Origin of the sequence: Nonomuraea dietziae (assembly GCF_014195505.1) — a bacterium.
Classification (GTDB): Bacteria; Actinomycetota; Actinomycetes; order Streptosporangiales; family Streptosporangiaceae; genus Nonomuraea; species Nonomuraea roseola.
The window spans coordinates 725726-739508 of the sequence record NZ_JACIBV010000002.1 but is presented as its reverse complement, the minus strand read 5'-3'; the positions used below and the strand labels follow the sequence as shown (position 1 = coordinate 739508).

Genomic DNA, 13783 nt, shown 5'->3' with positions numbered 1-13783 from the left:
GGCTAGGAGGAGCGCGTCGCGCCCAGGCTGGCCGCGACGATGCAGATGATGGCCGCCCACTGCTGGACGTGCAGGAACTCGCCGAGCAGCACCAGTCCGATCAGCGCGGCCACCGCGGGCTCCAGGCTCATCAGGATGCCGAACACGTGCTTGGGCATCCGGCGCAGCGCCTGCAGCTCCAGCGAGTAGGGGATCACCGACGACAGCAGCCCCACACCGAGCCCGATCAGGATCACCCAGGGTTGCAGCAGGTCGGTGCCGCCTGTGGTGATGCCCACGGGCGCGACGACCACCACCGACACCATCATCGCGAACGACAGCCCCGTCGTGCCGGGGAAGCGCTGCCCCGCGGCGGCCGACAGCAGGATGTAGCCCGCCCAGCAGGCCCCGGCCACCAGCGCGAACCCGATGCCGAGCCAGCTCACCGCCGCCGACTCGCTCCACGGCGCGATGAGCGCGATGCCCGCGCCCGCGAGGGCCACCCACAGCAGGTCGACCCTGCGGCGGGAGGCCGCGATCGCCACCCCGAGTGGCCCGAGGAACTCGATCGCCACCGCGATGCCGATGGGCAACCTGGCCAGCGCCTCGTAGAAGGACAGGTTCATGACGGCGAGGATGAGGCCGAAGCCGAGCCCGACGGCCCAGTCACGCCAGGCCAGCCCCCTGAGCTTGGGCCGCGACACCGCGCCGAGGATCAGCGCGCTCGCCGCGATCCGCAGGAACACCACGGCCGACGGCGGCAACACCGTGAACAGCTCCTTGGCGAACCCCGCGCCCAGCTGCACCGAGAAGATCGCGAGCAGCACCAGGCCCGAAGGAGGCACGGAGTCGGCGGCGCTGCGCAGCAGGCCGCCCGTACGGGGCAGCGCCGCCTTGAGACGATCTGCTGGCCCGTCGAGGGCGAAGGCGGTCACGGGACTCCTCGGGAGGAAGTGGTACGGAAGGTGCCGAGCTTACTCGGACGCTCCGACAGCGCTCCCGCGAGGTGGCCCCGTCCCAGCACTCCCATCCGAGGGAGGAGCTACTCCCAGCGGAAGGTGCGCGAGGCGAGGCCCAGCGTGAGCGCCGCCCACGCCACCAGCACCGCCACCGCGCCCAGCGGCAGCGCCGCGCCGTCGGCCAGCACCGCTCTCAGCCCACCGGTCAGCGCCGAGATCGGCAGCAGGGCGAGCGCCGGCTCCACGCCGTCGGGGAAGACCGTCAGGGGGAAGATCACCCCTCCGCACCCCAGCAGCACCAGGTAGACCAGGTTGGCCGCGGCCAGAGTCGCCTCCGCGCGCAGCACGCCCGCCATCAGCAGCCCGAGCCCGCTGAAGGCGGCGGTGCCGAGCAGCACCAGCAGGACGGCGGCGGCCATGGAGCCGCGCGGCTGCCAGTCCAGCGCCAGCGCCACCGCCACGATCACCACGGCCTGCAGCAGCTCCACCCCGATGACGGCGAGGGTCTTGGCCAGCAGCAGCCCCGTCCTGGACAGAGGGGTGGCGCCCAGGCGCTTCAGCACGCCGTAGCGCCGCTCGAAGCCCGTGGCGATCGCCTGCCCGGTGAAGGCGGTCGACATGACCGCCAGCGCCAGCACGCCGGGAGCGAGGAAGTCCACCCTCGGGCCCTCGCCGACGTCGACCAGCGGCGCCAGCGAGAAGCCGACCAGCAGCAGCACCGGGATGATCAGCGTGAGCATCAGCTGCTCGCCGTTGCGCAGGATCGCCCGCGCCTCGGCCCCCGCCTGCGCCAGCACCATGCGGGGGAACGGCGCGGCCTTCGGGGCCGGGGTCAGGTCGAGGGTGGTCATCGCAGCTCCCTGCCGGTCAGTTCGAGGAAGACGTCCTCCAGCGTGCGGCGCTCGATGGACAGGTCGTCGGCGGTGACGCCCTCGGAGGCGCACCAGGCGGTCACGGTGGCCAGCAGCTCGGGCCCCACGTGGCCCTCGATGATGTAGTGGCCCGCCGGCGACTCCTTGGCGGCCGAGCCCGCGGGCAGCGCGCTGAGCAGCTCCTCCAGGGCGAGGCCGGGTCTGGCGCGGAAGCGCAGCTGCCGCTCGGCGCCGGTGAGGGTGGCGGGGCTGCCCTCGGCCACGACCCTGCCCCTGTCGATGATGACGACGTGGTCGGCCAGCCGCTCGGCCTCGTCCATGTAGTGGGTGGTCAGCACCACGGCCACGCCCGCCGCGCGCAGGTCGGTGACCAGCTCCCAGCAGGCCCGCCTGGCCTGGGGGTCGAGGCCCGCCGTCGGCTCGTCGAGGAAGACCAGCTCGGGACGGCCGATGACGGCCCCCGCCAGCGAGAGCCGCTGCTGCTGGCCGCCCGACATCCGCCGGTACGGCGTGCGGGCGTGCTCGGTCAGCCCCAGCCGCGCCAGCAGGGCCGCAGGATCGAGGGGACGGGCGTGGAAGCGCGACATCAGGCGCAGCCACTCCGCGCACCTCATCGCCGGGGGAACCCCGCCCGCCTGCGGCATCACGCCCACCCTCGCCCGCAGCGAGGAGTCACCGGGATCGGCGCCCAGCACCCGCACCGTGCCCCCGTCAGCCCTGCGGAAGCCCTCGCAGATCTCGATGGTGGAGGTCTTGCCCGCGCCGTTGGGGCCGAGGATGGCGGTGACCGCGCCGCGCTCGGCGGCAAGGGTCAACCCGTCGACGGCGGTGGTGCCGCCGTAACGTTTGACCAGTTCGATGACCTCGACGGCAGGGGAGCTCATGGCCACGAGTTTAGGGACCCTCCGACGCGGTCAGCGCGGCAGGCGGCCATGAGCGCTTTCGTTGCCGAGAAATCACCAAAGAGCTCACCAAGTCAACTGATGTGACCTTCGTCGCGTGATTGTGTGTGAGGCGACAGGAGGTAGTGCCATGTCGGTACGTAGTAGTTACGAGGCGGGCGTCCCGTGCTGGGTCGACCTGTCGAGCCCCGACGTCCAGGCGTCGGTCACCTTCTATGGGGAGATCTTCGGCTGGAGAGCCGAGATGGCCGACGATCCGGCCGCCGGCGGCTACGGGCAGTTCGTCCACAACGGCAAGAAGGTCGCGGGCGTCGGTCCGATCATGGGGGAGGGGATGCCTCCCGTCTGGAACGTCTACGTCGCCACCGACGACGCCGCCGCCACCGCCGACCGCGTGAAGAACGCGGGAGGAAGCGTGGTCGTGGAGCCGATGCGGATCTTCGACGAGGGCACGATGGCCGTCTTCCAGGGCGGCGACGGCTCCTTCTTCTCCGTCTGGCAGGCGGGCAACCACCGGGGCGCCGAACTGGTCAACGAGCCGGGCTCGTTCTGCTGGAACGAGCTGGTCACCCGCGACCCGCAGGCGGCCGCGCGCTTCTACACCACCGTCTTCGGCTGGACCCCCAAGCCGACCGAGATGGACGGCATGACCTACACCGAGTGGCTGGCCGACGACAAGAGCATCGCCGGGATGATCGAGATGTCGCCCAACTACCCCGAGGGCACCCCCTCGCACTGGGCGACCTACTTCGCGGTCGCCGACCTCGACGCGACCATGGCCAGGGCGCAGTCGCTGGGCGCGACGGTCCTGATCGACTCGATGGACTCCCCGCCCGGCAGGTTCGGCATGATCCTCGATCCGCAGGGCGCGGCGCTGTCCCTGATCCAGCTCACCGAAACGGCGTGATAAATCACCCGAAATTTGGGAATTCGGCGGACCAGATGGAGGTTTGATCCCTCGGCCCTCGTGGGCCACGGCCTACGAGGGAGAGGGGTTCACGCATGTCCGTGGCAGAAGCCACACCTGTTGCCAGGGGGAACCGCCGCGGACTGCTGTTGCTGATCCTGGGAGCGCTGTCGGCCATCGGCCCGCTCTCGATCGACATGTACCTTCCCGCGCTGCCCGCCATCACCGCCGAGATGCTGTCGGCGCCCGCGCAGGTCCAGCTCACGCTCACGGCCTGTCTCATCGGGGTCAGCGTCGGACAGGTCCTGGCGGGACCGCTGAGCGACGTCCACGGGCGCAGGATCCCGTTGATCGTCGGCGTCGCCGGATACACGTTGGCCTCCCTGCTGTGCGCCTTCGCCCCCTCGGTGACCGCGCTGATCGTGCTGCGGCTGGCGCAGGGCGTCATGGGCGGCGCCGCGCTGGTGATCGTCCGCGCCGTCGTGCGCGACCTCTACGACGGCGCCGCCATCGCCCGCATCTTCGCCACGCTCATGCTGGTCAGCGGACTCGCCCCGATCCTCGCCCCGATCGCGGGCGCCCAGCTGCTCTCCTTCACCTCCTGGCGCGGCATCTTCGTGGCGCTCAGCCTGGCCGGGGTGGTGCTGCTGCTGGCCGTACTGCCGGGCGTGAGGGAGACGCTGCCGGCCGAGGACAGGCAGGGCGGCGGGCTCAGGCAGACCGCCGCCACGTTCTGGCGGCTGCTGCGCGACCGTTCGTTCATGGCCTGCTCCCTCGCCGCCGGACTGGCCTTCGCCGGCATGTTCGCCTACATCTCGGGCTCACCCTTCGTGCTGCAGGAGGTGTACGGCGCCACGCCGCAGCAGTTCTCGCTCGTCTTCGGCCTCAACGCCTTCGGACTGACCGTCATGGCGCAGGTCGGCGGCAGGCTCGCGGGCCGGGTGCACCCCGCCCGCCTGGTGCTGGTCGGCCTGGTGGTCAGCCTGGCGGGCGGCGCGCTGCTGGTGCTGGCCGCCTCCATGGACCTCGGCCTGGCCGGCGTGGTGGCCGCGCTGTTCGTCATCATGTGCGGCGCGGGCCTCGTGCTGCCGGGAACCGGCGCGCTGGCGCTGGCCGGTCAGCCCCAGCAGATCGCCGGCAGCGCCTCCGCGCTGCTCGGCGTGCTGCAGTTCGCGTTCGGCGCGGTGGCCGCCCCTCTCGTGGGTCTGGCGGGCTCGGGGACGGCGGTGCCGATGGCCGTGGTCATGCTGGCGCTCATCATCGGCTCGCTCCTGGTTTTCGTCCTCCTCGGCCGCGGGCGCGTTTTCGCAGGTTAGGTAAGGCTTACCTGCGTGAGAAATTGCATTCCCCATTCATTTGAGATGGGGGAAGGAATTACGGCACACTGATGTTGTGAAAAACGTGACCTCCTCGATCGAGCCGGGAAGCGAGCGCAGCACTCGTGCGCGCGTCGCTCGGCTCATCCTGGAACACGGTCCCGTCGCGGCCGTCGCGCTCGGCGAGCGGCTCGGGCTCACGCCCGCCGCCGTCCGCCGTCATCTCGACGCGCTGCTGGCCGACGGGATGATCGAGCCCCGCACCGTGCACCCGCGCGGACAGCGCGGAAGAGGGCGACCGGCCAAGCTGTTCGCCATCACCGACGCGGGGCGCAGTGCTTTCGAGCACGCCTATGACGACCTCGCCGGCAGCGCGCTGCGCTTCCTGGCCGAGCGCATGGGCGAGGAAGCGGTGACCGAGTTCGCCCGCTCGCAGGTCGAAGGCCTGCTGCAGCGGCTTGAGCCGGTCATGCGGACAGTGCCGGAAGACCAGCGCGTACAGGTGCTGGCCCAGGCGCTGTCGGCGGACGGTTACGCCGCCTCGGCCACCAAGGCCAAGTCCGGCGGCGACCAGCTCTGCCAGCACCACTGCCCGGTGGCGCACGCGGCGGCGGAGTTCCCGCAGCTGTGTGAGGCCGAGACTGAGGCGTTCGCGCAGTTGCTCGGCACCCCGGTGCAGCGCTTGGCCACCATCGCACACGGCGACGGGGTCTGCACCACTCACGTGAGCCCCGTTCGGATTAAAGAGAGCAAGGAGACCGGAAGGTGACTGTCACCGACCGCCCGGAGCTGGAAGGCCTCGGGAATTACAAGTTCGGCTGGGCCGACTCGGACGCCGCGGGCGCCGCGGCCAAGCGTGGCCTGTCCGAGGAGGTCGTCCGCAACATCTCCGCGCTCAAGAACGAGCCGGAGTGGATGCTCGACCTTCGCCTGAAGGGCCTCCGGCTGTTCGGCAAGAAGCCGCTTCCCACGTGGGGCTCCGACCTCACCGGCATCGACTTCGACAACATCAAGTACTTCGTGCGCTCCACCGAGAAGCAGGCCGCTTCCTGGGACGAGCTGCCCGCCGACATCAAGAACACCTACGACAAGCTCGGCATCCCCGAGGCCGAGAAGCAGCGCCTCATCGCCGGTGTCGCGGCCCAGTACGAGTCCGAGGTCGTCTACCACCAGATCCGTGAGGACCTGGAGGAGAAGGGCGTCATCTTCGTCGACACGGACACGGGCCTGCGCGAGCACGAGGAGCTCTTCAAGGAGTACTTCGGCTCGGTCATCCCGGTGGGCGACAACAAGTTCGCCGCGCTCAACACCGCGACCTGGTCCGGTGGCTCGTTCATCTACGTGCCGCCGAACACCCACATCGACATCCCGCTGCAGGCCTACTTCCGGATCAACACCGAGAACATGGGCCAGTTCGAGCGGACCCTGATCATCGTGGACGAGAACTCCTACGTCCACTACGTCGAGGGTTGCACCGCGCCGATCTACTCCAGCGACTCGCTGCACTCCGCGGTCGTCGAGATCGTCGTGAAGAAGGGTGCCCGCTGCCGTTACACGACCATCCAGAACTGGTCGAACAACGTCTACAACCTGGTCACCAAGCGCGCCGTCGCCTACGAGGGCGCGACCATGGAGTGGATCGACGGCAACATCGGCTCCAAGGTGACGATGAAGTACCCGGCCGTCTACCTGATGGGCGAGCACGCCAAGGGCGAGACGCTGAGCGTCGCCTTCGCCGGCGAGGGCCAGCACCAGGACGCCGGGTCCAAGATGGTCCACCTGGCGCCCAACACCTCCTCCAGCGTGATCTCCAAGTCGGTGGCGCGCGGCGGCGGCCGTACCTCCTACCGCGGCCTGGTCCAGATCGAGGAGGGCGCCCACGGCTCCGCCTCCACGGTCAAGTGCGACGCGCTGCTGGTCGACCAGATCAGCCGCTCCGACACCTACCCCTACGTCGACGTCCGCGAGGACGACGTCTCGATGGGGCACGAGGCCACGGTCTCCAAGGTCAGCGAGGACCAGCTGTTCTACCTCATGAGCCGCGGGCTCGAGGAGGACGAGGCGATGGCGATGATCGTGCGCGGCTTCGTCGAGCCGATCGCGCGCGAGCTGCCCATGGAGTACGCCCTCGAGCTGAACCGCCTGATCGAGCTGCAGATGGAAGGAGCCGTCGGCTGATGGGCCTGAACGAGAAGCCCCTGTCGACCCTGCACGAGAAGTCGTCCTACAACCTCGACGACTTCTCCGTGCCGACCGGGCGCGAGGAGAAGTGGCGCTTCACGCCGCTCTCACGGCTGAAGGGCCTGCACGACGGCACCGCCGAGGTGACCGGCCAGGTCGTCACGCAGGCCTACACCCCCGCCGGCGTCAGCGCCGAGTGGGTGGGCCGCGACGACGCCAGGGTCGGCCAGGCCTACGCGCCGACCGACAGGGTAAGCGCGCAGGCCTACAACGCCTTCGAGAAGGCGCTGGTCGTGACCGTGCCCAAGGAGGCCGTTCCCGCCGAGCCGATCCAGATCGAGCTGCGCGGCGGCGGCACCGCCGGCGTCGCCTACGGCCACATCGTGGTCAAGGTCGAGCCGATGGCCGAGGCCGTGGTCGTCCTCGACCACCAGGGCAGCGCCGTCTACGCCGACAACGTCGAGTTCGTCGTGGGCGACGGCGCCACCCTGAAGGTCGTCAGCTTGCAGGACTGGGCCGACGACGCCGTGCACGTCTCCCAGCACCACGCCCAGCTGGCCAAGGACGCGACCTTCCGCAGCTTCGTGGTGACCCTCGGCGGCGACCTCGTACGGCTCTCGCCCAGCGTCTCCTACACCGGCCAGGGCGGCGACGCCGACCTGTCCGGCGTCTACTTCGTCGACGCGGGCCAGCACCTCGAGCACCGCCTGCTGGTCGACCACTCCACGCCCAACTGCAAGAGCCACGTCGACTACCGCGGCGCGCTGCAGGGCGAGGACGCCCACGCGGTGTGGATCGGCGATGTGATCATCAGGGTCGAGGCCGAGGGCACTGACACCTATGAGCTCAACCGCAACCTGATCCTGACCGACGGCGCCCGCGCCGACTCGGTGCCCAACCTCGAGATCCTCACCGGCGAGGTCGCCGGAGCGGGTCACGCCTCGACGTCGGGCAGGCTCGACGACGAGCACCTGTTCTACCTCCAGGCCCGCGGCATCCCCGCCGACCAGGCCCGCCGCCTGGTCATCAGGGGCTTCCTCGGCCAGCTGGTGGACAAGATCTCCGTACCCGAGCTGCGTGAGCGGGTGCTCGCCAAGATCGAGGCGGAGCTCGAGAAGTGAGCTACGAGAAGGTCTGCAAGGTCAGCGACATCCCCGACGAGGGCGTCATCGGCGTCGAGGTGGGGGAGACCCCGGTGGCGCTGGTCCGCAAGGGCGAAGAGGTCTTCGCCCTGCACGACGTCTGCTCCCATGCCGAGGTGAAGCTGAGCGAGGGCGAGGTCTACGACGGGACCCTCGAGTGCTGGCTGCACGGATCGTGTTTCGACGTGCGCTCAGGCAAGCCGACGGGTCCGCCCGCCACCAAGCCCGTGAACGTTTACCGAGTGAAGATCGACGGCGACGACGTCCTCGTCTCGCTCTCGAAGGAGTCATAAAAGTGTCCACCCTTGAGATTCGTGAGCTGCAGGTCTCCGTCGCCGACAAGGAGATCCTGAAGGGCGTCAACCTGACCGTGAGGGCCGGCGAGACCCACGCCATCATGGGCCCCAACGGTTCGGGCAAGTCGACGCTCGCCTACGCGATCGCCGGTCACCCCAAGTACACGATCACCGGTGGCCAGGTGCTGCTCGACGGCGTCGACCTGCTCGAGCTCTCGGTCGACGAGCGCGCCCGCGCCGGTCTGTTCCTCGCCATGCAGTACCCGGTCGAGGTCCCCGGCGTCAGCGTCTCCAACTTCCTGCGCTCGGCCGTCACCGCGGTGCGCGGTGAGGCGCCGAAGCTGCGTGAGTTCAGCAAGGACCTGAAGAACGGCATGGACGCGCTGGCGATCGACCCCGCCTTCGCCACCCGCAACGTCAACGAGGGCTTCTCCGGCGGTGAGAAGAAGCGCCACGAGATCCTGCAGCTCGAGCTGCTCAAGCCGAAGATCGCCGTCCTCGACGAGACCGACTCGGGCCTCGACGTCGACGCGCTTCGCGTGGTCTCCGAGGGCGTCAACCGCTTCCGCGCCTCGGGCGAGACCGGCGTGCTGCTGATCACGCACTACACCCGCATCCTGCGCTACGTGAAGCCCGACTTCGTGCACGTCTTCTCGGCCGGCAAGATCGTCGAAGAGGGCGGCCCCGAGCTGGCGGACAAGCTCGAAGCCGAGGGTTACGAGGCGTACACGAAGGCATCGGCCTGATGAACCAGGAGCGAGCCCGACACAGTGAGCGGAGTGGACCCGCCGGCTACGAGCGGGCCCGCGAAGCCAATGAGGAGTGGTGAGCGACCGATGAGTGCTGTGTTCGACGTGGAGAGGGTCAGGAAGGATTTTCCTGTCCTCTCCCGCGAGCTGTCCGGCGGACGCCCGCTGGTCTACCTCGACTCGGGCAACTCCTCGCAGAAGCCGACGCAGGTCATCGAGACCATGCGCGACCACTTCGCGATGCACTACAGCAACGTGGGGCGGGCCCACCACGCGCTCGGCACCGAGTCGACCGACGCCTACGAGGCCGCCAGGGACAAGGTGGCGGCCTTCGTCGGGGCACCGAGCCGCGACGAGATCATCTTCACCAAGAACGCCTCCGAGGCGCTCAACCTGGTCGCCTACTCCTTCGGCAACAGGACCAACGACGACCCGCGCTTCACGCTCGGCCCCGGTGACGAGATCGTCATCTCCGAGATGGAGCACCACTCCAACATCGTCCCCTGGCAGATGCTCGTGCAGCGCACGGGGGCGACGCTCAAGTGGTTCGGCGTGACCGACGAGGGCAGGCTCGACCTGGCCGACGGCGTCATCACCGAGCGCACGAAGATCGTCTCGGTGGCCCATCAGTCGAACGTGCTCGGCACCGTCAACCCGGTCGCCGAGGTCGCGCGCCGCGCCCACGAGGTCGGCGCGCTGGTGCTGCTCGACGCCTCGCAGTCGGTTCCGCACCACCCCGTCGACCTGGCGGCCCTCGGCGCCGACCTCGTCGCCTTCACCGGGCACAAGATGCTCGGCCCCTCCGGCATCGGCGTGCTCTGGGGGCGCACCGAGCTGCTGGAGGCCATGCCCCCGTTCCTGGGCGGCGGCGAGATGATCGAGGCGGTCTGGATGGACCGCTCGACCTACGCGCCGGTGCCGCACAAGTTCGAGGCGGGCACGCCGCCGATCGTCGAGGCCATCGGGCTCGGCGCGGCGGTCGACTACCTCAACGGGGTCGGCATGCAGGCCATCGAGGAGCACGAGCGCGCGCTGACGGCGTACGCGCTCGAGGCGCTGGGCGAGGTGCCCACCCTGCGGATCATCGGGCCGAAGGGCCTGGACGGCAGAGGCGGCACGCTCTCCTTCACGATGGAGGGCATCCACCCGCACGACGTGGGGCAGATCCTCGACGACCAGTTCGGCGTCGCGGTGAGGGTCGGGCACCACTGCGCGCGGCCGCTCCACCTGAGGTTCGGAATACCCGCGACGACGCGGGCGTCGTTCTACCTGTACAACACCACGGGCGAGATCGACGCCCTGGTGAAGGGTCTTCACCACGTGCAGAAGGTGTTCGCCTGACATGATCGCCGAGTCGATGTACCAGGAGCTGATCCTGGAGCACTACAAGCACCCGCAGGGGCGGGGGCTTCGCGAGCCGTACGACGCCGAGGTCCACCACGTGAACCCGACGTGCGGCGACGAGATCACGCTCAGGGTGAAGCTCGGCGACGGCGGCAAGATCGAGGACGTCTCCTACGACGGGCAGGGCTGCTCCATCAGCCAGGCCGCGGCCTCGGTGCTGCACGAGCTGGCCACCGGCTCGACGGTCGAGGAGTCGCTGTCGGTGGTCGACGAGTTCACCAGGCTCATGCAGGGCAGGGGCCAGGTGGAGGCCGACGAGGACGTGCTCGGCGACGCGGTGGCCTTCGCCGGCGTGGCCAAGTTCCCCGCGCGCGTCAAGTGCGCGCTGCTGTCGTGGATGGCCTACAAGGACGCTGTTGTGAGGAGTGCCTAAGAGATGAGCAAGCCGGTGGAAACCCCGACAACGGCGTACGACGGTGACACCACCGTCGAGGAGGTCATGGAGGCGCTCAAGGACGTCGTCGACCCCGAGCTCGGGATCAACGTCGTCGACCTGGGCCTCATCTACGGCCTCAACCTCGACCCCGGCGAGGGCGGCCACCCGGTGGCCACCATCGACATGACGCTGACCAGCGCGGCCTGCCCGCTGACCGACGTCATCGAGGACCAGGCGCACTCCGCCCTCGACGGCATGGTCTCCGACGTCAAGATCAACTGGGTGTGGCTGCCGCCGTGGGGCCCCGACAAGATCAGCGACGACGGGCGCGACCAGTTGCGTATGCTAGGATTCAATGTCTGATCTTTTGCTGCACGGCTGGTGTTCCCAGCACCAGCCGTTTCAGCATGCCAGGGCTCCGGAAGGTCCGAAGTCCCGCCGGGAATAGCATGACCTTCCCGCGCGTTGGCAACATGTGCACCTGACGCACCATCGTGCGTAATGCCGCCTGCGGCCGGTCTTGGGTGCGCGTTGACGGGTCCAGAAGTGGCCCGGTCCCCACCCCGGCAGGCGTCCGATACGTCCGCCCCTCGCACTGAGTACGGCACCGCCGTACGGTCCCGGCTCGTCCTTTTCGCAGAAGTGACGCGCCACTTCGACTGAAAGGCACGACCTTCGTGACCATGCTTGACGCTGCCATGCCCGAAATCTCCGTCGAGGAGAAGGGCGTTTCGGAATTCGAGCTGCTGGGCCTGCCCAAGCCGCTCGTGACCGGACTGTCCCGTCAGGGCATCGACAGCCCGTTCCCCATCCAGACCGCGACGATCCCCGACGTGCTCGCAGGGCACGACGTCCTCGGTCGCGGACAGACCGGCTCGGGCAAGACGCTCGCCTTCGGTCTGCCCACCATGGCGCGCATCGCCGGGGTGAAGCCGCAGGCCGGCCGCCCCCGCGCGATGGTCCTCGTGCCGACGCGTGAGCTCGCGCTGCAGGTGCACGACGCGCTCGAGCCCCTCGGCCGCGGCCTGGGCCTGCGCATGAAGGTCGTCGTCGGCGGCATGTCCATGGGCAAGCAGATCGAGGCGCTGCGCCGCGGCGTGGACGTCATCATCGCCACGCCGGGCCGTCTGGGCGACCTGATGCGCCAGGGCGAGTGCTCGCTCGACTCCATCGAGGTCAGCGTCCTCGACGAGGCCGACCACATGTGTGACCTCGGCTTCTTCCCCGTCGTGTCGGAGCTGCTCTCGCAGACCCCCGCCGACGGCCAGAGGCTGCTGTTCTCGGCCACGCTCGACGGCGACGTCGACAAGCTGGTGCGGCGCTTCCTCAAGAACCCGATCACGCACTCCATCGCCCCCGCGACCTCCCCGGTCGACACCATGGAGCACCACGTGATCCAGGTGACGCGCGACGACAAGTTCGACGTCACCGCCGAGATCGCCAACCGTGAGGGCAGGACGATCATCTTCGTCAAGACCCAGCACGGTGTCGACAGGCTGTGCAAGCAGCTGGCCCGTGTCGGCGTCAAGGCGGGCGGCCTGCACGGCGGCAAGCGCCAGAACCAGCGCACCCGCATCCTGGCCGAGTTCAAGGAGGGCCAGGTCAACGTCCTGGTCTGCACCGACGTCGCGGCCCGAGGCATCCACGTCGACAACATCAGCCTCGTGCTGCACGTCGACCCGCCGCAGGACCACAAGAGCTACCTGCACCGCGGCGGCCGTACCGCTCGGGCGGGCGAGAAGGGCACCGTCGTGACCCTCGTCCTGCCCAACGAGCGCCGCTCGACCGACCAGCTCACCCGCAGGGCGGGCATCCACCCGTTCAGGCTCAAGGCCGAGCCGGGCAGCGACCGCATCGCCGAGGTCACCGGGGCCCGCAGGCCCAGTGGCGAGTCCATCCCCGTGTGGGAGCCCGACGTGCGCAAGCCGCTGCGTCCCCGCCGTGAGAGCGGCGGCCACGGCGGCGAGCGTCGCGGTGGCGGCCGTCGTCGCGACTTCGGCGGCGACCGTGGCCCGCGCCGTACCTCTGAGGGCGGCTTCGGCGCAGGCGACGACCGTCGTCCTCGCCGCGACTTCGACGGCGAGCGCGCTCCGCGTGGCGACTTCGGTGGCGACCGTCCCGCCGGTGGTGACCGCGCGCCGCGCGGTGACTTCGGTGGCGAGCGCCGTCCGCACCGCGCCTTCGACGGCGACCGTCGCCAGGGCGGCTACCGCTCCGACGACAGGGCTCCCCGCACCGGCGAGGCTCCCCGCACCGGCGGCTACCGTGACGACAGGGCTCCCCGCACCAGTGAGGCTCCCCGCACCGGCGGTTACCGCGACGACCGGGCTCCCCGCTCGGGCGGCTTCCGCGACGACCGCGCGCCCCGCACCGGCGGCTACCGCTCCGACGAGCGCGGCGGCTACCGTTCCGACGACAGGCCGGCGCGTCCGTTCTCCAGCGGCGGCGGCGCCCGCACCGGCGGCTACCGCTCCGACGACAGGCCGGCCCGGCCGTTGTCGGCCAACCGTGACGACCGCGCGCCCCGCACCGGCGGGTTCCGCTCGGAGGAGCGCGGCACCGGCGGCTTCCGCTCCGACCGTGGCAACACGGGTCGCCGCTTCGGCCGCTGACCCCACCGCCTGACGGCGCTGCCCGCCCTGCCTCCTCGAGAGGCACGGCGGGCAGCGCCTTTTGCGTGGGCAGATTAATCGGTTCAGC

14 protein-coding genes are annotated in these 13783 nt (G+C 69.9%); 11 read left to right on the top strand and 3 right to left on the bottom strand.

Annotated elements, in window-relative coordinates; genetic code table 11:
- Nucleotides 1-2 precede the first annotated feature (2 nt).
- The 3 genes from FHR33_RS46150 to FHR33_RS46140 form a co-directional block, all read right to left on the bottom strand.
- Nucleotides 3-914 (bottom strand): EamA family transporter, encoded by a 912-nt coding sequence (locus FHR33_RS46150; RefSeq protein ID WP_183661921.1) that lies wholly within the window; start codon nucleotides 912-914, stop codon nucleotides 3-5.
- Nucleotides 915-1021: 107 nt separating this feature from the next.
- On the bottom strand, nucleotides 1022-1789 hold the full coding sequence (locus tag FHR33_RS46145; RefSeq protein WP_183661919.1) for an ABC transporter permease: 768 nt from the start codon (nucleotides 1787-1789) through the stop codon (nucleotides 1022-1024).
- Nucleotides 1786-2694 carry an ABC transporter ATP-binding protein gene (locus FHR33_RS46140; protein ID WP_183661917.1) on the bottom strand — a complete coding sequence of 303 codons (909 nt, stop codon included), beginning with the start codon at nucleotides 2692-2694 and terminating at the stop codon, nucleotides 1786-1788. The genes FHR33_RS46145 and FHR33_RS46140 overlap by 4 nt, the downstream gene beginning before the upstream one ends.
- Before the next feature lie 148 nt (nucleotides 2695-2842).
- Between FHR33_RS46140 and FHR33_RS46135 the strand changes: the two genes are divergently transcribed.
- The 11 genes from FHR33_RS46135 (at nucleotide 2843) to FHR33_RS46085 (ending at nucleotide 13695) form a co-directional block, all read left to right on the top strand.
- Nucleotides 2843-3619 (top strand): VOC family protein, encoded by a 777-nt coding sequence (locus FHR33_RS46135; protein WP_183661915.1) that lies wholly within the window; start codon nucleotides 2843-2845, stop codon nucleotides 3617-3619.
- A gap of 95 nt (nucleotides 3620-3714) precedes the next feature.
- Nucleotides 3715-4935 carry a multidrug effflux MFS transporter gene (locus FHR33_RS46130; RefSeq protein WP_183661913.1) on the top strand — a complete coding sequence of 407 codons (1221 nt, stop codon included), beginning with the start codon at nucleotides 3715-3717 and terminating at the stop codon, nucleotides 4933-4935.
- A gap of 76 nt (nucleotides 4936-5011) precedes the next feature.
- Nucleotides 5012-5704 carry a helix-turn-helix transcriptional regulator gene (locus tag FHR33_RS46125; protein ID WP_312896082.1) on the top strand — a complete coding sequence of 231 codons (693 nt, stop codon included), beginning with the start codon at nucleotides 5012-5014 and terminating at the stop codon, nucleotides 5702-5704.
- Complete coding sequence (gene sufB / locus FHR33_RS46120; protein WP_183661909.1) at nucleotides 5701-7113, top strand: Fe-S cluster assembly protein SufB; 1413 nt, start codon at nucleotides 5701-5703, stop codon at nucleotides 7111-7113. Before FHR33_RS46125 ends, sufB begins: the two co-directional genes overlap by 4 nt.
- Nucleotides 7113-8237 (top strand): Fe-S cluster assembly protein SufD, encoded by a 1125-nt coding sequence (gene sufD / locus FHR33_RS46115; protein WP_183661907.1) that lies wholly within the window; start codon nucleotides 7113-7115, stop codon nucleotides 8235-8237. Before sufB ends, sufD begins: the two co-directional genes overlap by 1 nt.
- On the top strand, nucleotides 8234-8551 hold the full coding sequence (locus FHR33_RS46110; protein ID WP_183661906.1) for a non-heme iron oxygenase ferredoxin subunit: 318 nt from the start codon (nucleotides 8234-8236) through the stop codon (nucleotides 8549-8551). Before sufD ends, FHR33_RS46110 begins: the two co-directional genes overlap by 4 nt.
- Nucleotides 8552-8553: 2 nt before the next feature.
- The gene (gene sufC, locus FHR33_RS46105) at nucleotides 8554-9300 is read left to right on the top strand and encodes a Fe-S cluster assembly ATPase SufC (protein ID WP_183661904.1); all 747 of its coding nucleotides are present in this window, start codon (nucleotides 8554-8556) and stop codon (nucleotides 9298-9300) included.
- Between the two features lie 90 nt (nucleotides 9301-9390).
- Entirely contained in the window at nucleotides 9391-10644 is a 1254-nt protein-coding gene (locus tag FHR33_RS46100; protein ID WP_183661902.1) for a cysteine desulfurase, read from the top strand.
- A 1-nt stretch (nucleotide 10645) separates the two neighbouring features.
- The gene (sufU, locus tag FHR33_RS46095) at nucleotides 10646-11080 is read left to right on the top strand and encodes a Fe-S cluster assembly sulfur transfer protein SufU (protein ID WP_183661900.1); all 435 of its coding nucleotides are present in this window, start codon (nucleotides 10646-10648) and stop codon (nucleotides 11078-11080) included.
- Nucleotides 11081-11083: 3 nt separating this feature from the next.
- Nucleotides 11084-11446, top strand: coding sequence for a metal-sulfur cluster assembly factor (locus tag FHR33_RS46090; protein WP_183661898.1), 363 nt, complete (start codon nucleotides 11084-11086; stop codon nucleotides 11444-11446).
- Nucleotides 11447-11766: 320 nt separating this feature from the next.
- Nucleotides 11767-13695, top strand: coding sequence for a DEAD/DEAH box helicase (locus FHR33_RS46085; protein WP_183661895.1), 1929 nt, complete (start codon nucleotides 11767-11769; stop codon nucleotides 13693-13695).
- Nucleotides 13696-13783: the final 88 nt, after the last annotated feature.